The sequence below is a fragment of the Streptomyces sp. NPDC003077 genome, assembly GCF_040611095.1.
Classification (GTDB): Bacteria; Actinomycetota; Actinomycetes; order Streptomycetales; family Streptomycetaceae; genus Streptomyces.
On record NZ_JBEXNM010000108.1, the window covers coordinates 1 to 20,792 of the forward strand.

At 71.5% G+C, this 20,792-nt stretch carries 19 protein-coding genes; 7 read left to right on the forward strand and 12 right to left on the reverse strand.

Annotated elements, in window-relative coordinates; translation table 11 throughout:
• Positions 1–174: 174 nt before the first annotated feature.
• The 5 genes from ABZX96_RS36415 to ABZX96_RS36435 all read right to left on the reverse strand — a co-directional run bounded on the left by ABZX96_RS36415 (position 175) and on the right by ABZX96_RS36435 (position 6,112).
• Positions 175–654, reverse strand: coding sequence for a DoxX family protein (locus tag ABZX96_RS36415; protein WP_355553404.1), 480 nt, complete (start codon positions 652–654; stop codon positions 175–177).
• Between the two features lie 450 nt (positions 655–1,104).
• Positions 1,105–3,027 carry an alkaline phosphatase D family protein gene (locus ABZX96_RS36420; protein ID WP_355553407.1) on the reverse strand — a complete coding sequence of 641 codons (1,923 nt, stop codon included), beginning with the start codon at positions 3,025–3,027 and terminating at the stop codon, positions 1,105–1,107.
• Between the two features lie 297 nt (positions 3,028–3,324).
• Positions 3,325–4,563, reverse strand: coding sequence for an MFS transporter (locus tag ABZX96_RS36425; protein WP_355553410.1), 1,239 nt, complete (start codon positions 4,561–4,563; stop codon positions 3,325–3,327).
• Positions 4,564–4,670: 107 nt separating this feature from the next.
• Positions 4,671–5,267, reverse strand: coding sequence for a TetR/AcrR family transcriptional regulator (locus ABZX96_RS36430; RefSeq protein ID WP_355553413.1), 597 nt, complete (start codon positions 5,265–5,267; stop codon positions 4,671–4,673).
• A gap of 200 nt (positions 5,268–5,467) precedes the next feature.
• Complete coding sequence (locus ABZX96_RS36435) at positions 5,468–6,112, reverse strand: HNH endonuclease family protein (protein ID WP_355553416.1); 645 nt, start codon at positions 6,110–6,112, stop codon at positions 5,468–5,470.
• A 204-nt stretch (positions 6,113–6,316) separates the two neighbouring features.
• Here ABZX96_RS36435 and ABZX96_RS36440 point away from each other — a divergent pair, with 204 nt between their 5' ends.
• Together ABZX96_RS36440 and ABZX96_RS36445 are read left to right on the forward strand one after the other, a co-directional pair.
• Positions 6,317–7,075, forward strand: coding sequence for an ABC transporter permease (locus tag ABZX96_RS36440; RefSeq protein ID WP_355553419.1), 759 nt, complete (start codon positions 6,317–6,319; stop codon positions 7,073–7,075).
• Positions 7,076–7,284: 209 nt separating this feature from the next.
• On the forward strand, positions 7,285–7,866 hold the full coding sequence (locus ABZX96_RS36445; protein WP_355553422.1) for a TMEM165/GDT1 family protein: 582 nt from the start codon (positions 7,285–7,287) through the stop codon (positions 7,864–7,866).
• Between the two features lie 416 nt (positions 7,867–8,282).
• Here ABZX96_RS36445 and ABZX96_RS36450 read toward each other — a convergent pair whose 3' ends face one another.
• From ABZX96_RS36450 to ABZX96_RS36460, 3 genes are all read right to left on the reverse strand, one after another.
• Positions 8,283–8,957, reverse strand: coding sequence for an HAD-IA family hydrolase (locus tag ABZX96_RS36450; protein ID WP_355553425.1), 675 nt, complete (start codon positions 8,955–8,957; stop codon positions 8,283–8,285).
• A 342-nt stretch (positions 8,958–9,299) separates the two neighbouring features.
• The gene (locus tag ABZX96_RS36455; protein WP_355553458.1) at positions 9,300–9,485 is read right to left on the reverse strand and encodes a DUF397 domain-containing protein; all 186 of its coding nucleotides are present in this window, start codon (positions 9,483–9,485) and stop codon (positions 9,300–9,302) included.
• Positions 9,486–10,173: 688 nt separating this feature from the next.
• Positions 10,174–11,433 (reverse strand): peptidoglycan-binding domain-containing protein, encoded by a 1,260-nt coding sequence (locus tag ABZX96_RS36460; protein WP_355553428.1) that lies wholly within the window; start codon positions 11,431–11,433, stop codon positions 10,174–10,176.
• Between the two features lie 386 nt (positions 11,434–11,819).
• On the opposite strand from ABZX96_RS36460, the gene ABZX96_RS36465 reads away from it, so the two are divergent.
• The 3 genes from ABZX96_RS36465 to ABZX96_RS36475 all read left to right on the forward strand — a co-directional run bounded on the left by ABZX96_RS36465 (position 11,820) and on the right by ABZX96_RS36475 (position 15,461).
• Entirely contained in the window at positions 11,820–14,009 is a 2,190-nt protein-coding gene (locus ABZX96_RS36465) for an MFS transporter (RefSeq protein ID WP_355553431.1), read from the forward strand.
• 88 nt (positions 14,010–14,097) lie between these two features.
• A complete protein-coding gene (locus ABZX96_RS36470; RefSeq protein WP_355553434.1) occupies positions 14,098–14,853 on the forward strand; it encodes a hypothetical protein in 756 nt (251 codons plus the stop codon).
• Positions 14,850–15,461, forward strand: coding sequence for a hypothetical protein (locus tag ABZX96_RS36475; protein WP_355553437.1), 612 nt, complete (start codon positions 14,850–14,852; stop codon positions 15,459–15,461). The genes ABZX96_RS36470 and ABZX96_RS36475 overlap by 4 nt, the downstream gene beginning before the upstream one ends.
• 129 nt (positions 15,462–15,590) lie before the next feature.
• Here the strand turns inward: ABZX96_RS36475 and ABZX96_RS36480 are convergent, their stop codons facing one another.
• Positions 15,591–16,703, reverse strand: coding sequence for a helix-turn-helix transcriptional regulator (locus tag ABZX96_RS36480; protein WP_355553440.1), 1,113 nt, complete (start codon positions 16,701–16,703; stop codon positions 15,591–15,593).
• Positions 16,704–16,862: 159 nt separating this feature from the next.
• Here ABZX96_RS36480 and ABZX96_RS36485 point away from each other — a divergent pair, with 159 nt between their 5' ends.
• Positions 16,863–17,309 carry a hypothetical protein gene (locus tag ABZX96_RS36485; RefSeq protein WP_355553443.1) on the forward strand — a complete coding sequence of 149 codons (447 nt, stop codon included), beginning with the start codon at positions 16,863–16,865 and terminating at the stop codon, positions 17,307–17,309.
• Positions 17,290–17,520: a hypothetical protein gene (locus tag ABZX96_RS36490; protein WP_355553446.1), complete on the forward strand. Its 231-nt coding sequence runs from the start codon at positions 17,290–17,292 to the stop codon at positions 17,518–17,520. The genes ABZX96_RS36485 and ABZX96_RS36490 overlap by 20 nt, the downstream gene beginning before the upstream one ends.
• Before the next feature lie 602 nt (positions 17,521–18,122).
• On the opposite strand, the gene ABZX96_RS36495 is transcribed toward ABZX96_RS36490, so the two are convergent.
• From ABZX96_RS36495 to ABZX96_RS36505, 3 genes are all read right to left on the reverse strand, one after another.
• Positions 18,123–18,464 (reverse strand): antibiotic biosynthesis monooxygenase, encoded by a 342-nt coding sequence (locus tag ABZX96_RS36495; RefSeq protein ID WP_355553449.1) that lies wholly within the window; start codon positions 18,462–18,464, stop codon positions 18,123–18,125.
• A 97-nt stretch (positions 18,465–18,561) separates the two neighbouring features.
• Positions 18,562–19,224: a response regulator transcription factor gene (locus tag ABZX96_RS36500; protein WP_355553452.1), complete on the reverse strand. Its 663-nt coding sequence runs from the start codon at positions 19,222–19,224 to the stop codon at positions 18,562–18,564.
• Positions 19,221–20,792: histidine kinase (locus tag ABZX96_RS36505; protein ID WP_355553455.1), on the reverse strand; the 1,572-nt coding region annotated here is incomplete at its 5' end. The genes ABZX96_RS36505 and ABZX96_RS36500, both read right to left, overlap by 4 nt.

The window sequence follows — 20,792 nt, forward strand, 5'->3', positions numbered from 1 at the left end:
CGCGGGCGGCCCCCCCCCGTGTGCCCCCCCCCGCCCTTGCCCGCCCCGCCCCTCCACCCGGGTGTGCGGCCACCCCCCTCCCTGTACCGCGGTGGCCCCCCGGCCCCCCCGGGGGCCACACGTGGGGGGTGCCGGACGCGTGGCCCGGAGGGCGCACGGCGTGCTCGGTGTGTGTCAGGCGGCGCTGGGCTCCCGCGTCGAGGCGGCACCGGCCGCCTGCCGGTCCGCCCGGCGCGCGCCGAAGAGGAGGCCGTCCAGCGACCAGGCGCCCGGGCCGGTGAAGATGAGCAGCAGGAACGCCCAGGCGAACATCGCGGCGAGCTCACCGCCGTTCTGGATGGGCCACAGGCCCTCCCCGGCGTGCGCCGAGAAGTAGGCGTACGCCATCGACCCGGAGCTGATCAGGGCCGCCGGGCGGGTGACCAGGCCCACCAGGACGAGCACACCGCCGACGAGCTGGATGACGGCCGCGTACCAGCCTGGCCAGCTGCCCGCTTCGACGGTGGCGCCGGTGCCTCCCGCGCCACCGAGGATGCCGAACAGCGAGGCGGCGCCGTGGCAGGCGAAGAGCAGACCGACGACGACGCGGAAGAGGGCGAGTGCGTGGGGGGCGGCTCTCTCGGTGAGCGAGCCAGAGGGGGACAGTGCGGACATATGGGGCTCCTGCGGTTTCAGGGACGGGAACCGTGAGGGGGCTCAGGTTAGGCAGACCTAATCAATACTTGCAAGTTCAACATTCGGCCACCAGTCTGCCGAGCAGGGGCCACGCGCAGCGGCCCCGCCTCCCGTGACCGCGCTCCCACGGTGGCTGAAAATCGCCCATGAAGGGCTCGACGAGGACTGGCATTTGGGAGCGGAGGCTGACTCCGGGGGTGGCTCGGGGGTGATGTGAGGGGGGCGGGCGGCACCTGGCGTCCCTCCTCGTGCGGGCCCCTGCCTCCATATCCATGTGTCACCTTTTATGCGCATAAAACGCCATACACAGGCCATGACCCACACAAGCTCGACGTTCCGTACACGCGACGATGCCCTCTACGCACCGTCCGCCCCCACCGCGCCCGCCTCCCGTTACGCGCCCGACAGCGACAGCGCCCCCGCTTCCCGTTACCCGCCCGCGCCCGCTTCCCGCCCCGCCGCCGCCCGTTCCTCGTCCGGCTCGCCCCCGGCCTCCACCAAGGCGCGTTCCCAGACGGCCTCCAGCCAGGGCCCGTCGCGCTTGTCCCGACGCGCCTGGTCCAGCCGCAGCGCGGCCGAGCGCCCGCGCAGGGTCAGCGTCATCAACTGGTTGCCGAACCACGGGCCACCCGTACGCCGCCAGCTCAGCCCGGCCGGCGCGACCCGTCCGTGCCGGGCCAGCGCCGTGCCCAGCCAACGGCCGGTGCGGCTCCAGCCGAAGCGGAAGGCGGCCCGCATTGAGGTGGGGATGCTGTTGTGCACGGGGGAGCAGGTGAGCTGGAGCACCCGGCTGGTGGGCGGGCCGCCGTCGCGGTCGGCGGGCCAGTGCGGCTCGGCCACGTACGCGTGGTGCACGTCCCCCGACAGCACGCACACCGTGGCGGGCGCCGACTCGCCGCTGCCAGCCTCGGCGATCAGCTCGCCCAGCGCGGCGAACGACGAGGGGAACGCCGCCCAGTGCTCCAGGTCCGCGCGCTGCCGCAGCGACTCGCTCCAGCGGGCCCATCGGGCGCCGCGCTCCCCGGCGCACAGCGCGGCGTTCCAGCCCTCGATGTCGTGGATCAGGTGCGGCATCAGCCAGGGCAGCGAGCTGCCGATCAGGAGGTGGTCGTAGGAGCCGGGGTCGTCCAGGACGGCCCGGCGCAGCCACTGGGCCTCGTCGGGGTCGAGCATCGCGCGGTTGCCCTCGTCCAGGACACGGGTCGCCCGGCTGTCGACCATGACGAGCCGGACGCGGCCCAGGTCGCGGCGGTAGCTCCAGCGCACGGCCGCCGGGTCGGTGTCGGCGACGGCCGCGTGCTCCCGGACCAGTTCGGTGCCGTCCGGCAGCGCGCTCACCCGGGCGTACAGCTCGTCGGCGGCCAGTTCGGCGGGGGAGAGGTTGCCCAGGTGCTGGTAGACCCAGTACGACATCAGGCCGCCCAGCACCCGCTCCCGCCACCAGGAGGTGGCCCGCATCCGGGTCACCCAGGCGGCGGAGGTGTTCCAGTCGTCGATGACGTCGTGGTCGTCGAAGATCATGCAACTGGGGACGGTGGAGAGCAGCCAGCGCACCTCGGGGTCGAGCCAGGACTCGTAATAGAGCTGGGTGTACTCCTCGTAGTCCGCGACCTGGTCCCACGGCGGCTCGGAGAGGTCGCGGCGGGCGGCGAGCAGCCGGGTCATCGCGTCCGAGGTGTGGTCGGCGTAGACCTGGTCGCCCAGCAGGATCAGCAGGTCCGGGCGTTCGCGTTCGGGATCGGCGCTCACCGTGGCGGCGAGGGTGTCCAGGGCGTCCGGACCGACCGGATCGTGCGAGGAGTCGGAGGGCGGCGCGGCCCACCGGCAGGACCCGAACGCGATCCGCAAGGCGGCCGGCCGCGCACCGTCCGGACCGTCCGGCACGGCCCCGTAACCCCCCGACGTGGCACCGTGGTCCCCCGACATGGCCCCGTGACCCCCCGGCGTGGCCCCGTGACCGTGACCTTCCGACGTGGCCCCGTGACCAGCCCCAGCCAACCCCTCCGCGTCCGTCTCGGTCCCGGTCGCGCCCGGTGTCCACCGGGCCGCGCCGCCGCCCTTCGCCGACTCCGGCAGCGTACGGATCACGCTCTCCGGGAAGCGGCTCTCGGGCAGCGGCCACACCTGGCGGCCGTCCAGCAGCACGCGGTAGGTGGTCTCACTGCCGGGCGTCAGCCCCGCGACCGGCACCAGCGCGTAGTGGTGCCCGGCCACCTGCCAGGTCCGCTGCGCGCCACCCGCCCCGCTCTCGCACCGGACGTGCACCTCGCACGGCCGGTCCGTTTCCACCCACAACGTTGCGCTGTTCTCGTCCACATACCGCAGCAGCGGCCCCAGGCGCAGCCCGGCCATCGGCGACCCTCCCCTCATGCGGGCGCGCGCCCACATGTCCTGCACCCGAGGATAAGCGGCCGGAACGGCAGGTCGGAGGGGACCAGGCGGCCCCACCCGCCGGTCGGAAAAGGCCGGTTGAGCCCCTGCGGAAGGGGAGGCCGCGCGGTGTTCGGGGGCCCGGGGAGGGGGGTTGGACGGTGGTGCGGGACGCTGCCGACGGGGCCGGGCGATCGGAGCCCGCCGAGGCCGGGTCGCGACGACGGGATCCCGCCCGGACCGGAACCGCGCGGGATCTCGTCAGCCGCTTCGACCGGCTCAGACCATGTCCCGCACCTTGGCGCTCACCGGGGCCGGTACGTCGTGCGGGTCCAGGGTGAGCGAGGGCTCCGGGGCCGCCGGTGCCTGTGCGGCGTCACGGCGGCGCCACGCCAGCTCGGGCAGCAGGCTCAGCAGGCCGAGTACGGCCATGCCGGCGCCGAGCCACAGCGGGGCGCGCAGGCCGAAGCTCTCCACGAAGACACCGCCGACCGAGGAGCCGATGATGACGCCGAGGGTGATGAAGGACGAGTGAACCGTGTTGACCAGCGGCCCGGGGTTGCCGGTGCGCTGGACACGGGTCGCCATGGCCGGGTTCATGGTTACGCCGACCAGGCCGACGCCCATCATGAGGACGACCGCCGCGACACTCAGGTGAGCGAAGATCGCGAAGCCGGCCAGGAAGAGGATGTTGAGGGCGAGGCCCACCACCTGCACGCCGACGGTCTTCCGGTCGGCGAGGCGCCCGACGATGTTGTTGCCGATGACGGTGGCGGCGCCGTAGGCGATGAGCAGGACGGGGACGGTGGACTCACTGAAGCCGCTGACCTCGGTGAGGATGGGGTTGAAGTAGCTGAAGGCCGAGAAGGTGGCACCGATGATGAGGGTGCTGGTCGCGAGGACCACCCACAGCCGCGCCTTCCGGAAGACCCGGACCTCCTCGCGGAAGGTGCCGCCGGAGGCGCCGGGGCGCTCAAGCTTGGGCACGCCGAAGAACGTGGCGATGGCGGCGATGACGGTGAGCACCGAGATGGCCCAGAAGGCGGCGCGCCAGCCCATGTTGCCGCCGATGAAGGTGGCCATCGGCAGGCCGAGCAGGGTGCCGAGCATGAGGCCGTTCATAGCGACGCCGATGGCGCGGCCACGGACCTCCTCACGGGTGACCGTGGAGCACACCGAGATCGCGACGCCGAAGAACGCCTGGGAGGCGATGCCGGTGATGATGCGGGCCGTCAGCATCACGCCGTAGCCGGTCGCGGTCGCGGCCAGGGCGTTGCCGGCCAGGAAGACGGCGAACAGGATGAGCAGGGCCGGCTTGGGGCGCAGCTTCATCAGGGCGATCGTCAGGAAGGGGCCACCGGCCGCCATGGCCACGGCGAACGCGGTGATGAGGTAGCCGATCTGGGGGATCGTCGCGCCAAGACCCTCCGCCATCTGCGGCATGAGACCGGCGACGACGAACTCGCTGGTCACCATGGCGAAGATGCCTAAGGCCAGCACATATACCGAGCGGGGCATGAGCAGGTCACTTCCTTGGTCGTGCCGAGAGCGTTCCGGCGTAGTTTTGTATTGATCAGTACGAAACTTGGGCAGGCCGAGCCGTCGCGCGGCCCGCGCGTATCGCGTCAGGGGGTAAGGGCGTCCAGGGCGGCGTCGGCGATGGCGTCGAGCGCGGCGCGGTCGAGCCCGTTCTGGGCCGATACGCGCATGCCTGCCATGGTCGCGTTCAGCAGCAGGGCGAACTGGCCCGCGTCACGGGCTTGCGAGATCTCGCCGGCGCGCTGCCCGGACGCGATGACGTCCTGGAGGTCTCCGAGCCGCCGCTCCAGATCGCGCCGGAGCAGCCGGGCGACCTCCGGGTCGCGCCTGGTGAGCTCCACGCTGCTGTTGACCCCGAGGCAGCCGATGCCCAGCCGCTCCCGGCGGTTGCTCTCCTCCACCTCGACGACGGAGGAGAGCAGGGCCCGCAGGCGGGCGAAGGGTGACCGGCTCGCGTCCTCCAAAATGGCGGCCTGACTGGCCGTCATCGTGTCGATGTAGTGCGTCAGCGCCCGGATGAACAGGGCGTGCTTGCTGGAGAAGGTGTTGTAGATGCTGCTGCGCCCCAGCCCGGTCGCCTCGCAGAGCTCCTGGGTCGAAGCGGCCTCGTAGCCCTTCTCCCAGAACAGGCGCATGGCGCCCTCCAGAGCGCTCTCCTCGTCGAAGGTCCGCGGTCGTCCCATGCCCGCACCCTAGCCGTATTGGACTGATCTGTTCAATACCTCTCCGTGATCGCTCGCCTCGTCCCGCGCCCCCACCCCCAGTGGCGCCCAGGAGGACAGGCGGGGCCGGCCCCCGACTTCCCCGCCTGCCCCATCCCTCTCGGCCTCGGTAGGCGCCTCAGCCTCAGCAGGCGCCTCAGCCTCGGCAGACGGTCTCGGTCTCAGCAGGCGTCCAGAATCCTCTTCAAAGCCGCCTTCTCCGCCGAGTCGGCCGTCAGCCCGTACACGTGTTTGACGTTCACCCACATCCGGGCGTACATGCACCGGTACGAGGTCTTCGGCGGCAGCCACTTCGCCGGGTCCTTGTCGCCCTTTTCCTGGTTCACGTTGTCCGTGACGGCGATGAGCTGGGAGTGCGTCAGGTCGTTGGCGAACTGGCGGCGGCGCTCGGTGGTCCACTGCGCGGCGCCGGACTTCCACGCCTCCGACAGCGGGACGACGTGGTCGATGTCCAGGTCGGACGCCTGGGTCCAGGTGGCGCCGTCGTAGGCGGAGACCCACTTGCCGCGCACCGCCGCGCACTTGGTGTCCTGCTCCACGTTCGTGCCGTCGCGCTTGAGGACGACCTCGCGGGTGTTGCAGTTGTTCCCCTGGTCGCTCCAGTGCGGGAACTTGTCGCGGCTGTAGCCGTCCTGGGAGCCCTGGGGCCGCTCGGTGAGCTGCGCGAGCTGGGTGCGGGCGGTGGCGGCGCTCGGCGGGGTGGGCGGCGCGGCCTGGGCGGGCGTGCCGCCGAGGACCATCGTGCAGACCAGGGCGGCGGCGGAACCGGTGGCGAGGGAGACGCGACGCGCGTAGCCGTGGGGCATGTGATCTTCCTTGGGGAGAGGGGATCGACGTGTGATGCCGGCCCAGGGTCGCAGTGGGGGGTTTACGCAAGGTGGGCGGCAAGTAACAGAGTGACGACGGGCGTACGCCAGTTCAAGGTACTGGCGTGCTCATCTGGCGCCGCCCCGGCGCGGTCTTCCGTTCGCGCGGGCACACGAGCCCCCGGCCGCCCCTAAAGTGATCGCGTGTTGCTGCCGGTCAACGCCACGTTCGGCGTCGTGCTCGCCCTGATCCTGGTCGGCGCGGTGGTCGTGGCCGCGCTCGCCCACCTCGGCCGCGCGCGGGCCATCGCCCTCGCCGGGGTGCGCGCGGCCGTCCAGCTCGCCGCCGTCTCGTTCCTCATCGGCTGGGTGGTACGTGTCCTGCCGTGGCTGCTGTGTTTCCTCGTACTCATGTTCGCGGTCGCCGTAAGGACCGCGGGTCGGCGCATCACCCGCAACCGCACCTGGTGGTGGGCCGCTCTCCCGATCGCGGCCGGCGTCGGCCCGGTCGTGGGCGTGCTGGTGCTCACCGGCCTGGTGCCGCCACGCGGGATCACGCTCATCCCCGTGACGGGCATCCTGATCGGCGGGGCGCTCACCGCCACCGTGCTCGGCGGCCGGCGGGCGCTGGACGAGCTGCACACCCGGCGCGGCGAGGTCGAGGCCGGGATGGCGCTCGGGCTGCTGGACCGGGAGGCCCGGATGGAGGTCGCCCGTCCGGCCGCGGCGGACGCGCTGCTGCCGGGACTGGACCAGACCCGCACGGTGGGGTTGGTCACACTGCCCGGCGCCTTCGTCGGGATGCTCCTGGGCGGCGCCTCTCCCGTACAGGCCGGTGCGGTGCAGCTGTTCGTCCTGGTGGCGCTGCTGGCGGTGCAGGCGGTGGCCGTGTCGGTGGTGCTGGAGCTGGTCGCCCGCGGCCGGATCCACCGCTTACCCTTGGCCACAGCAGAAGGGGAGTAGCTCTTCGCCGGACCGTCGACATACTGCTCAGCCGCTGCCCGCCTCGGCGCCACGCCGTGGAGGGTGACGCGCGAGCCGGCGCCCGGAGCCCGTCGTACCGTAGGCGGGCCAGCGAGACCTTCGGCCGCAGTGTTCGACGCTGCCGTGCCGAAGCGACCCCTGAAGGCGGGCCCCCTCGGTGCGGCCCGACCGATCGAGGTATCAGCCCCGTGTTCAGCATCACCGTCGCCGCAGTCGTCTTCGGCGTCGTCTTCCTCGCCGAATTGCCCGACAAGACCGCGCTGGCCGGGCTGATGCTCGGCACCCGCTACCGCGCCTCGTACGTCTTCGTGGGCGTGGCCGCGGCGTTCGCCGTGCACGTCGCGCTCGCCATCGCGGCGGGCAGCGTCCTGACCCTGCTGCCGCACCGGCTCGTCCAGGCGGTGGTCGGGGTGCTCTTCCTGGCGGGCGCGGCCGTCCTGCTCTTCAAGAAGGACGACGAGGACGAGGAGATCAAGAAGCCCGCCGACCAGAGCTTCTGGAAGGTCTCCGGAGCCGGGTTCACCATGATCCTCGTCGCCGAGTTCGGCGACCTGACCCAGATCATGACCGCGAACCTCGCCGCCCGCTACAACGACCCCGTCTCCGTCGGCATCGGCGCCGTCCTCGCCCTGTGGGCCGTCGCCGGCATCGGCATCCTCGGGGGCCGCACGCTGATGAAGTACGTCCCGCTCCGCCTGATCACCAAGGTCGCGGCGGCGGTGATGGTGCTGCTGGCGGGGTTCAGCCTGTACGAGGCGATCGTGGGGTGACGCCGTCCTCCTCCGGCCCGTCCGGCGTTTGAGGACGTCCGGGGTTCCCGGAGGCCGAGGCCGCCACTTTCAGCCCGTCCGGCGCTTGAGGACGCGGTAACGGGAGCGATGACGAGCCGCAGCCGGCCACCCCAGGATTCCCGGAGGTCGAGGCCGCCGCTTTCAGCCTGTCCGGCGATTGAGGACACCCGGGGTGGGGGCGCTTGGGGGGCAGGCCCGCCATCTCCAGCCCGTCCGGCGTTTGAGGACACCCCGGTGAGCGCGGGTACTGGCTCTTGGGCGGGTGGCGGGTGGCGGGTGATCTTGGGGTGCCGGTGAACGCCGGGGGCGTTGTCCTCAATCGCCGGACGGGCTTGATGGGGCGGGCCGCCGCCCATCGGCTGGGCCGGACGGGCGAAGGCTCGCGGCGGCAGCCGTCAGGCGCTGATGTGCAGGACGATCGACCCGTCCGCCAGCGCCTCGACCGAGACCTGGGTGAGGTCGCGGACCTGGACGGTGGGGCCGAAGGCGGCGGCGCGCTCGCCCACGCCTATCACCCGCATCCCGGCGGCCTTGCCGGCCAGGATGCCGGCCTCCGAGTCCTCGAAGACCACGCAGTCCTCGGGCGCGAACCCGAGCTCGGCGGCGCCCTTCAGGAAGCCCTCCGGGTCCGGCTTGCTCGCCGACACGGACTCGGCGGTGATCCGCACGGCGGGCATCGGCAGCCCGGCCGCCGCCATCCGCACGTCCGACAGCTTCACGTCGGCCGAGGTCACCAGGGCGTGCGGCAGCTCCGCGAGGGCGGCCATGAACGCGGGCGCGCCCGGCACCGGGACCACGCCCTCCACGTCGGAGGTCTCCTGCTCCAGCATCCGGCGGTTGTCGGCGTGGTTCTCCTCCATCGGCCGGTCGGGCAGCAGCGCCGCCATGGTGGCCCACCCCTGCCGCCCGTGGACGACCTTGAGGACCTCCTCGGCGTCCAGCCCCTGGTCAGCGGCCCAGCGACGCCAGCAGCGCTCCACGACCGCTTCCGAGTTGACGATCGTGCTGTCCATGTCGAGCAGCAGGGCCTTGCACACCTGGACCGTCTCTGACCTGCGGGAACTAGCCACTGGGCACTCCTGGAGAACTACGGCACACGCCCGTCGGAGACGCAAGCCTCTTTGTTCTTCAACGATACAAAACAGGAGAGGCGGCACACAAAGAACAGATGGCGTCCCGATGATCTTCCGGTGAGGATGCCCTCCGCGAGGGGGGCTGCCGGGCGCGGCGGTAGTGGGGGCGGGCGAGGCGCATGGTCCCGCCCGTCACCGTCAGACCGAGCCGCCCCACTTCCGGCTACCCGGCGCCTCGACAACTCGGATCGATGAGGGGGTGAAAAAGAAGCGGCACCCGGCCTCGGGGGCGGGCGCCGCTCAAACCATTCTGGTGCTCTCGGCGGTCTCGGTGCGATATCAGGCCGGGTCTTCGAGCCCATTGCTCTTGATCCCGGCGAAGAACGCGCCGATGGCGGGGCGGCCTGCCCTGAGGATCGTCTGCGGGGCATCGCTCTCACGGATGAGCGCTTCGGAGCTGTCCGTCGCCATCTCGACACAGTTCCCTGCGGTCTGGTCGGAGAACGATGACTTCTGCCAATTCATGACCACTGACACTGTCTCCACGCTTTCACGTTGCTTCTTATATCGCCTGGCGGATGAGATCTCGTGATCGGCTGGGTGCCGGCGACCGCTCTTCGAGCCGGTCGAGCATGGGCCGGTAGTTGACGAGATCGGTTTCGGCGTCGAGATGCCCAGTTGTCGCCGACGCGAGGGTGGCGCCCTTCGTGGTGGTATCCACGTCCCTCGATTTGCCGCCCCCAGTGTGGACCTGCCGTGACACACCGGTAAATCCGAATCGCAGCCTTGAGTGAAGGGCTTGATGTGCGGTCGGCGGGCGGCGTACCGCTGCGCGTGGCGAGATCCGTCATGAACCGCGCACTGCCTGCCCGGTCGCTTCCCGCTCCTCGTCGCGGCAGCGATTCGCCCTGCGAGCACCACGGGATTTGATCGTCCCGAAGCCGATACGGGGCTGGTCCGTCCTTCTCCTGGCGGCCACCGGGCGCCCGGACGTGTAGTGGACGCGTAACCAGTCGGAGCCCGGTCGCGGAAGCGGGTGTGGTTCACGCTCGGGTGGCCGTCGTGAGTGCTTGCCGGGTGTGCTGAGGCCCGGAGTGTGACGGGGGTGTGGGAAATCAAGCGGTTCCGCCCGCCGGTCAGGGAGTGCGGGCGGAACCACTTTGTTCCAACAGAGTACAAAAGGGTCGAGGGTCGCCGCCAACCGGCCCTGTCATCAGTCCTGGGTCCGGGACTCCAGGTGCTGCCGGGTGTGGGCGCCGTAGACGCCCTCCGGATCGCCGTGGATGGCGTATGTCCGCTGGTAGGCGGCCACGGCGGCGCGTAGGTCGGCGTCGTACACGCCGGTCGGCTCGCCGGGATAGCCGACCGCCTGCCGCAGGCGTCGCTGGAGCTCCGCCACCTCCGGGCCGCTGGAACCCTCGCGCAGCACCGGCGGCGTGCTGGGCCGCGCGCTGGTGGAGGGGGCGGGGGAGGTGCCGCCGGAGGCGCCGGGCGTGGTGGGGGTGGGGCTGGTCGTCGGGGACGGTGTCGCCGGCGGAGGTCCCTCGGATGCGTGCCTGCTCTCCTCGTGGGACGGGGGATGGGCAGCGGACACGGAGACGGTCGCCGAGGAGGAGGCGGAGGCGGACGGGCCGGGCGGGGCGACGGCCGACGCGGACGATCCGGCGCCGCCGGGCGGGAGGCCGGGGCCGCGCGACGGGACGGTGGCCGGTGGCCGCTCGCCGCGGCTTTCCGGCTGCCCGCGATCGTGGTCCGTGTCGGACAGCAGGGCCCCGCTGAGCAGCACGGCCCCTGCGGCCAGCGCGGCGGCGCCGACCGCCATGGCGACCATGGCGGCCTGCTTCTTGCGGTCGCGGCGGGCGAGGGCGGCGGCCTCGGCGGCGGCGCCGAGACCGGTCCCCGCACCGGCGCCGACGTCGGCGAGCGGGCCGGTGCCGGAGCGGTCGGGCGCGGAGGGAGGGTCGTCGGGGCCGGGGAGGGCGGGGCTTGCGGAGTGCGGGGCTGACGGCTCGCGCGCTTCCGTTCCAGTGCGGGCTTTCGTGCCGGTATGTACCTTCTTTCCGGCGTGGGAGTCCGGTTGTTCCGGGGTGTCGGCCTCCTCGCGGGCATCCGCCCGCGCCCGGGTGCCGGACCCCGTACGCGTCCCCGCCCCTGCCCCCGCCTCCATACGGGCTCCGGACCGCGTACGGGCATCCGCGAGGTGACTGTCCCTGCCGGTACGGGCGTCCCGGCCCTCGCGGACGCCCCGGACCGCGCGTCCGTGGGGCCCGCGCGAACGGTCCGGGCGGTCCAGGCGGTGGACCCCCTCGGGGCCGCCCAGCCCTTCGGGCTCGCCTTCCACCCCCGACAGCGTCACGTACGGGCGGACGTGCAAGGGGTCGAAATCGTCGGCCTCGGCCGCCACACACAAGCAGCTCGGCCGGCCGTCGCCGCGAGCGGGCGCGAAGCAGTGCGGGCAGGTCTTGGCCGTCACGAGCGATTCCTCCCTGATCCGTCGTTTGCGCAGTGATTATCCCGGCCCCGCCCCGTCCTGCACAGGGATCACCGCAAGGGCCCGGGCCCGGCAGCGGCCTCGTCGGCGCACGGACCACCACAAGGGCCCGCGCCCGGGAGCGGCCCCGTCGGCACGAACCACCGCAACGACCCCGTTGGCACGAACCACCGCAACGACCCCGTCGGCACGAACCACCACAACGGCCCGTGCCCGCCCGTGCCCCGCCGCGCACGCCGTAAAACGCCCTGAAGCGCCGCGGAACGCCGTCCCGCCCCGGCCCCAACCGATCGCCGCGCCCAACGGGCCGGATGCCCGGGGAGCCACCACGATGGGAAGGCGGCGCAATCCACCGGAGGGAGACGTACATGGCGCAGGACTCCGGCGCTTCTGCCGCCCCCGGAGAGGGGCACGGACAGGGGTACCCCACGCAGTCCGCCCCGGCCCCGGGAAAAGTGCACCCCACGGGAGCCCCCTCAGCAGAAGGCCGACCCCCAGGGCAAGGCCGACCCCCAGGACAAGACCGGCCCTCCGCCCCCGGCGAGCAGCACTCCACCCGCTCGGTCGTCGTGGCGATCGGCGCGCTGCTGCTCGGGCTGCTCATCGCGGCGCTCGACCAGACCATCGTCGCCACCGCGCTGCCCACGATCGTCAGCGACCTCGGCGGCCTGAACCACCTCTCCTGGGTCGTCACCGCCTACCTGCTGGCCTCCACGGCGGCGACCCCGCTGTGGGGCAAGCTGGGCGACCAGTACGGGCGCAAGAAGCTCTTCCAAACGGCGATCGTCATCTTCCTCGTCGGTTCCGCGCTGTGCGGGCTGGCCCGGAACATGCCGCAGCTGATCGGTTTCCGGGCCGTGCAGGGGCTGGGCGGCGGCGGGCTGATCGTGCTGTCCATGGCCATCGTCGGCGACATCGTGCCGCCCCGCGAGCGCGGCAAGTACCAGGGCCTGTTCGGCGCGGTCTTCGGCGCGACCAGCGTGCTCGGCCCGCTGCTCGGCGGCCTGTTCGTGGACCACCTGAGCTGGCGCTGGGTCTTCTACATCAACCTGCCCATCGGCATCATCGCCCTGGGCGTGATCGCCGCCGTCCTGCACATCCCGGCCAGCCGCAACCCGCACCGCATCGACTACCTGGGCACCGCCCTGATCGCGGCGGTGGCCGCCGCGTTCGTCCTGATGACCTCGCTCGGCGGGGTCAGTTACCCGTGGGGCTCCTGGCAGATCATCCTGTGCGGCGTGCTGGGGGTGCTCCTCCTGATCGCGTTCGGCTTCGTGGAGCGCCGGGCCGCCGAACCGGTGCTGCCGCCGCACCTCTTCCGGCTCCGCACGTTCCTCCTGACCTCGGTGATCGGCTTCGTCATCGGCTTCGCGATGTTCGGGTCGATGACGTACCTGCCGACCTTCCTCCAGGTCGTCCAGGGCGTGTCCCCGACCATGTCCGGCGTGCACATGCTGCCGATGGTGATCGGGATGTTGCTGTCCTCGACCGCTTCCGGTCAGATCGTCAGCCGTACGGGGCACTACAAGGTGTTCCCGATCCTCGGCACCGCCGTCACCGCCATCGGGCTCGTCCTCCTCCACCAACTCGGCACCTCCAGCAGCACCACCGTCATGAGCCTGGACTTCTTCGTGTTCGGCTTCGGGCTCGGGCTCGTCATGCAGGTGCTGGTGCTGATCGTGCAGAACGCCGTGGAGTACAAGGACCTCGGGGTCGCCACGTCCGGCGCGACCTTCTTCCGCTCCATCGGCTCGTCCTTCGGCGTCTCCATCTTCGGAACGATCTTCGCCAACAAGCTCGGGCCCCGCATCGCCGACGCCCTCGCCGGGCAGCGGCTGCCGCCCGGCGTCGACCCGTCCAAGGTCGCCGAGGACCCGCGGACGGTGGGCAAGCTCCCGCCCGCCCAGGCCGGCGGCGTCCTGAAGGCGTACTCCGACTCCATCACGGACGTGTTCCTGTACGCGGTCCCGGTCGTGCTGATCGCGTTCGTCCTGGCCTGGTTCCTGAAGGAGGAGCCGCTGCGCCGCAGCGTCACCGCCCCCGACACCAGCCAGGTCTACTCGTCCAACCCCGTCGAGCGCTCCTCGCGCGACGAGTGCGCCCGCGCCCTGTCCAAACTGGGCAGCCTGGAGGGCCGCAAGCAGATCTACGAGAGGATCACCGAACGGGCCGGGCTGGACCTCAAACCGGCCGCGAGCTGGATGCTGCTGCGGATGTACCGCTTCGGCTCGGTCGAGCCCGCGCTGCTGGCCGAGCGCAGCATCGTCCCGCTCTCCGTGATCACCGACGCCACGCGCCAGATCGAGGAACGCGGACTGGCCGCCCGCCAGGGCCTGCCGCTGACGCTCACCGACAAGGGACGGGCGGTCGCCGACGAACTCGCGGCGGCCCGGCAGCAGTCGCTCGCCGAACTGCTCGGCGACTGGTGGACTGCGGACCGGCCCACCGACCTGAACGAACTCGTCGAGCAGCTCACCACCGAACTCAACGGCCGGGAGGCCGACTGCCCCCAGCACGACGGCGCACACCGGTACCGGCCGGGAGACCGGTGCGCCTGATCCCAACCATCGGATAAATCACGCCAGTTGGCGGCCGACCCGTGCCCATGCCGGGTTTGGCCCCCTGGCTCGGGGCTACCCGGGACCCATGTCTATTGGCGCGATCATCACGCTGATCGTGGCGGCGGTGGCGCTCGCCGCGATCGTTCTTCTCGTCGGTGTGAAGACCCGGGGTGGTGGCCGGCGCCGACTGCGGCGGCACTTCGGGCGGGAGTACGAGCGGACCGTGGCCGTTCACGACGGCGACGTGCAGGCGGCGGAGAAGGAACTCGACGGACGGCTGCACCGTTACGGCGACTTCCACCCGCTGCCGCTCGGCCCCGAGGAGCGACGGCAGTACTTCGCCCAGTGGGACGCCGTCCAGGAACTGTTCGTCGACGAGCCCCACAAGGCCGTCGTCGAAGCGGACCTGCTGATCGGGCGGCTCGCCCGGGACCGCGGCTACCCGGCCGACACGTACGACGAACAGGCCGAGGCGCTGTCCGTCCACCACCCGCACACCGTTCACGGCTACCGCCAGATCCACGAGGTCGCCCTGCGCGGCAGCGGCGGAGGCGGACGACCGGGCACGGACGCCGGACGAACCGCCGGCCACCGGCCGGAGGGCGGCGAGCTCCGCACCGAGGACCTGCGCGAGGCGCTGGTCAAGTCCCGGGCGCTGTTCGGCGAACTGCTGCGGGCCGCACCCGAGCAGCACTCCGCCCGGCACGGCCGCCGTTCCCGGACACGGCAGCCCGGCGGCGGACGCCCCCAGCACGCCGGCAACCGGCCACGCCTGCCGTGGCAGTCCCGCGGCGACCACTCGTCACCGCACCACGACTCCTCCGAGGGGACCGTCCGATGAAACCGTACGAGACCCGAAACGACGACCGGCTCGGACAGCCCGAGCGGCCCGAAGGCCGTTCCGGCGACCGCACTACTGGCACTACTGGTGAGCCCGGCGACCGCTACTACGCCGGTGGGCCCGAGGAACGCCACGCCCAGGAACGGGCCGAGAACGAGGGCATGACCACGATCGGCCACCAGGCCCCGCCCCCCAGCGGCCACCAGGCACCGCAGGGCTCCGCCACCCCCGGCGGCCCGCAGCACGCCGCACCGGCCGGCGGGCACCGTCCGGCTTCCGGGGGCGGTCGGCAGAGCGCTCCCGGCTCGGCGGGCACCGCGTCCGATGACGTCGCGCAGGCCGGTCCGCTGCTGCCCGGCGGCGCCCACGACAAGCTCCACCAGCGGCTGGAGCAGACGATGACGCTCTTCGTCGACCACCCCCGCCAGGCGGTCGAGGACGCCGACGGGGTGTACGAGGAGCTGACGGCCCTCCTCACGGAGGCGCTGGCGGCCCGCCGCCGCGCCCTGCGCACGGCCTGGGAAGCCCACGAAGGCGGCGACACCGAAGCCCTGCGCGTGGCCCTGCGCCAGTACCGCGACCTGACCCGGCAACTGCTGGCCCTCTGAGGCCCCGGCGCCCGGCGCCTACGCGCGACACGCGGGAGCCCCCGCCCCCTGGTCGACAGGGGGGCGGGGGCTCGCTCGCGGGGAGGGCCAGAGATGCTTTTCCTTCAGGACGGGTGCTTTCCCTTCAGGTCAGGCGCTTTCAACTTCTTCAACTTCGCGCATGAGCATCCTGAGCGTCAATGAATGTTTTTCTGCGGGGAGTCGGTAAAGTGCCTGACGCGCATACGCAACCCCGTATTTATCGCCGGACTTCGCGAGCATCAAGCCTCGGTGCATTTCTAGATGTGTCGCGAACCTGGGCAACGTCTTCGGCAGTTCATTTCGTGCCGCTTCTTGCGACTCAAGGGCTTTCTTTTCTTCGCCCAGGCGTGCGAAGAGTAGGCTGAGGAAAATGTTCATGCGCCAATATGGAACGGCGTAGTCGGAAGTTTGGTCGTAGGACGCGGACGCGTCGAACATTGCAAGCCCTTTGCTGGTGAGTTGCGATGCGGTGGTCTTGTCGCCGCGCAAAACCGCCGCGTGTGCCTTCCCCATGATGGCGTTTAGTAGCCCGAGCGACGGGCGGTCACTAATGGCCATTGCCTGATCTGCGAAGACATCCACCATGCCCAGGCCCGCACCCTCGTAACCCAGGGCGATGGCGGCCCGTCCGCGAACCCATACGCGCGTCTGCGTGTCTCCGGACTCGTCCGCGGCACGCACAGCCATGCGGTACCAGTCGAGAGCTTTGTTGCCGTCGCTGCCCGGAAAGGTCTTCGCGTAGAGGGTCATCAATCTGGCGGCAACAGACCAGAGTTGCGGGTTGTCGAGCTGCTGCTGCACCACCATCAGTTCGCCGGCGATTCGACGCTGGATCTCGGACGCGCCAAGACTCATGTAGTCAGTGCCGTAGACGGAAAGCTTATGCTCCCAGTCGTCCGCGGATGGGCCACCGTGCAGTCGCGCGGAAAATCCAGTGCTGAGCAAATCGGAAGCCACCAATGGAGCTATGGTCGTGGCGGCTGCCTCGCTGATGAACTTTCGCCTGTTCACTTCGCCTTCCAGAACGGCCAGGGGGACATCCAGGACGCCAGACAAGCACCGTAGGTAGAACGGGTGGGGTTCCACCTTGTGGCACTCCCAGCGGCTTACGCATTCCCGGGTCAGCCCTGCCCCGTAGGCACTGTTGATCGCATCTGCCAGTCGCCCCTGGCTCCAACCGCGTGCCTTGCGTAGGTCCCTGATCAAGTCCCCAATGGCCATGGCCCCATCTTGCCCCTAAAGATGCCCCCAATGAACGCGATCGGTGACGTGCCTTCCGAACCTGCCCCTACGGATGCCACTAGCCCACTTTCTCCGCAGGTCGGATGTTGAGCACGAGCATCAATACGCAGCGGTGGCCGCAACGGAGCTGGAGCACCCGTGAACGCGAAAGAAACGCCCGACACCAATAAATCGCAACGGCCCATGGTCGACCTGGCGGCCGAACTGCAAGCGGCCCTGTCCGCTCGCGGATTCCCCATCACCGCATGGACCGGAACGACGAAGCACGGACACCCGGCGGTGATCGTCGACCCCATCGTGACCGGCACTGTTCGCAGGCTGCTCGCGACGATCGGCCCGGTGCCCGCGCCGCCGTCCGCGCCCGAGGACAAGGAGCCGTTCGCGCACGCGGTACAGGCCATCACGGAGCTGCAAGCGGCCCTGTTCCGTGCGGGGATCGTGCTGCCCTCCGTGGCCATCGACTTCCCCGCCACGGCCTCGGGCTGCCCGCTCGTACGACTGGGCTCGGCCCGCGCGGACATCGTGCGCACCCTCGCCGTACTGATCACGAAGGGCGCCGAACGGCATGACCGACCGGATGAGTGAGGGCGTGCCCGGGGTAGGGGAACTCGCGGTCGATACGGCCACCGACCACAAAGGCAAGGTCGTCCGTCGCATCGGCTCCGTGGTGCTCATGGCCGCGCTGGTCGGCGGCCACGTGTGGCGCACCCACGCCGACCGGGTACGGCCCCTGACCCGGGAGGAAACCCGCGCGCACGTCGTCACCAGGCGCAAGACTGGGCGGCGGACGCGATGACCCGTGATGAAGCGCGGCAGGCCATCGGAAGCAGCGTCGGGAACGTGGTCACCGGGCAGGGCAGGCAAGCGAGAACACAGGCGGGGCTGCCAAGCTCGTGTGCTGTACCTGCGGGACCGTGTCCGACCCGCCTTGATCAAACGAAGGGGAGAGGGCCATGGTTTTGTGCGTTTGCGGGAAGCGGCACCGGCCGCAGGACGACAACGGGAAGCGACTGCCCCTCTGTGCGGTCTGCCAGGCTCGCCATGACCTGTACGACGCGCAGGCACGCCTGCAAGACGCGGAGGAAATGGAGCACGAGAACCCGTGCCTCCGGTGCCACGGGCGCGGACACGTCACGCACCAGCAACGGTTGAACGCGGGAGGCGGCGTCATGCTCGCGACGGTCGCATGTGTCCGCTGTGCGGGAAGCAAGATCGAACCGGAAGGCGCGCCGCCCCTGGGGTTGGGCGATCTCTGACACCTGTCACCGCCCGGTCCCTGCGTTACTCCCCATGGCGCACGGGCGAAGGCCGACACGGCCTGGGACTGCTCAGCACTGGCCAGCCCCGCTCGGCACTGGCCAGTGCTGCCAAGCCCTGTTCAGCCCTGTTCAGCCCCGTTCAGCCCTGCTGCGCCTTGGGCGCCGCCTGCTGGACGACCTCGAAGGACCACAGCGTGGATCCGCTGGCGGCGGGCTTGGGCCGCTCACCACCGGCCTCTCCCTGCCCGCCGCCCTGGTGCGCGGCCTTCATCGGGCCCTCCATCCACGCCTGGAAAGACTCCTCGTCCTTCCAGCGCGTGTAGACGAGGTACTGGTCGGTACCCTCCACCGGCCGCAGCAGCTCGAACCACTCGAAGCCGTCCGAGGACTCCACACTCCCGGCCCGCGCCGCGAACCGCTTCTCCAGGACCTCCCGCTGCTCGGCGGGGACGGTCAGCACGTTGATCTTTACGATGCTCATGCCCCCATCGTGCCGCAGGGGACGTTCGGCCCTGTAGCTCGGGGCCGTCCGCGGCGAAAAGAGTCGGCCGGAACCTTCCCTGGCGCCGGTGCCGTGCCTAATGCACCGCCCCCGGTTCGGCCAGGCCGGTGTCCCAGGCCCAGGCGGCGATGCCGACGCGGTTGCGTACGGCCAGTTTGGACTGGACGTTCGCGAGGTGGGTCTTCACGGTTCCGGAGGAGATGAACAGTTCGTCGGCGATCTCCGCGTTCGTCAGGCCCTGGGCGACGAGGCGGATGATCTCGCGCTCCCGGTCGGTCAGCGGGACGGGCTCGCGCGTCGTGTCGGGCAGGGTCAGGCGGCGGAGCAGGCGCACGGTGACCTGGGGGCTGATGAGGGTGTCACCGGCCATGGCGGCGCGCACGCCCTCGATCAGCAGCGTGGGGCCGGAGCGCTTGAGCAGGAAGCCGCAGGCGCCGTGGCGCAGGGCGGTGTGGACGTAGTCGTCGTGGTCGAAGGTGGTGACGACGATGACCCGCAACGGCCGTTCCGCTTCGGGACCGGCCAGCAGCCGGGTGACCTCCAGGCCGTCCAGGCGCGGCATGCGGATGTCGGCGAGGACCACGTCCGGGGCGAGGGTACGGGCCAGTTCGACGGCGGAGGCGCCGTCGGCGGCGGTGCCCACGACGGTCATGTCCGGCTGCGAGTCGAGGATCAGCCGGAAGCCGCTGCGGACGTCCTCCTGGTCGTCGGCGATCAGGATGCGGGTGGGAGTGGTCACGAGGCGCCTCCGGATGAGGATGAGGATGAGGGAGAGCGGGAGGTGGCGGGCGAAGACGGGAGACGGCCGGGGTCGCAGGTGAAGGTGGCCGTCAGGCGCCAGCCGTCGCCGTACGGGCCCGCGTCGAGCGTGCCGCCGGCCGCGCGGACGCGTTCGGCCAGGGCGGGCAGGCCGCGCCCGCCGCGTTCTTGGCGAGCGAGCCGGTGGACGGTGGGGTGCTGGGAGCCCTGGCCCGCGTCGTTCGTCACGCGGAGGGTGACGACGGGGAGCGGGGCGGGGCGGTCGGCCGGGCGGCGGTCGCTCCGGCGGCCCGGGGGTACGACGTCTTCCCGTGCGGGGGTGTGGAGGGTGAGGGTGACCTCCGCCAGGGTGGCGTCGGGCGCGTGGCGCCGGATGTTGGTCAGCGCCTCCACGACGACGCGGTGTGCGATCGCCGCCGCCTCGCGCGTCAGCGCGGCGTCGACACCGGGGCCGATGTCGATACGGGCCCGGGTCCGGCCCGTGCCGGAGAACCGGCGTACGGCCTCGCGGAGTCGGTCCGTCCCGGGCAGCGGCTCGCGCGGGCCGGGGAGCGGGTGGGGAGGTGCGGCGGAGGCGTGCTGGGGTCCGGCATCGTTTCGGTCCGGGGCCGGGTCCATATCCGGGCCCGGGCCTGTGTCCGCGTCCTGGCCCGGTTCCGGATTCGGGGCCGGGGGCAGGTCCTCCTCGTCCGTATCGTGCAGCATCCGCACCGTACGGTCGATCGTCGCCAGTGCCTCCAGCCCCGCCCGCTCGATCCGCTCCAGCGCCGCGAGCGCCGCCTCGGGGTCCCGTTCGGCGACGAAGCGGGCTGCCTGGGCCTGGACCACGATTCCGCTGACGTCGTGGGCGACGAAGTCGTGGAGGTCGTGGGCGAGCCGGAGTTGCTGGGCGCGGCGGGCGTCGAGCACGGCCTGCCGTCGGCGCCGGGCCATCGAGCGCGGATAGCCGCCGACGACCGCCGCGCCGACCACGGGCAGCGACCAGAAAGCGGCCACGCCCAGCGCTTCGTAGAAGGACGGTGAGGCGACGTACGGAAGCGTCCAGAAGGCGAGGGCCAGGCCTGCCGACGGCCCGCCGAGCAGCACCTGACGGCGGGGCGCCCAGCGGATGGTCGCGGTGAGCAGCGCTGCCACCAGCACCGCCGCCACGAAGGGCGAGACCAGTGACTCGCGGGGGTCCTCCCCCGAGAGCGCCAGCGAGGCGAGCAGCAGCACTGCGCCGGTGGAGGCGGTGGCCGTCCCCATCCACGCCCGCGACCGGGGGCGGCAGACGAACACCGCCACCAGTGCGGCACCGGCGAACAGAGCGGGCAGCACGACGCGCGGGTCGGTGCCGGAGAGGGCGTCCAGGGCGATCGTGATACCGGCGACGGTGAGGGCGAGGGCCGTGAGGAGGATCCGGTCGCGGTGGGGGAGGGAGGTGGTGCGGTGCGCGGGGTCCGTGAGGTGGGGGCGTTTCGTGCGGCCGAGGGCGCCGGAGGGCCCTTCCTTCCGGCCGGGGTTTTCGAGAGCTCGCACCGTCCGGACGAGGCGTCCGAGAGACCGCCT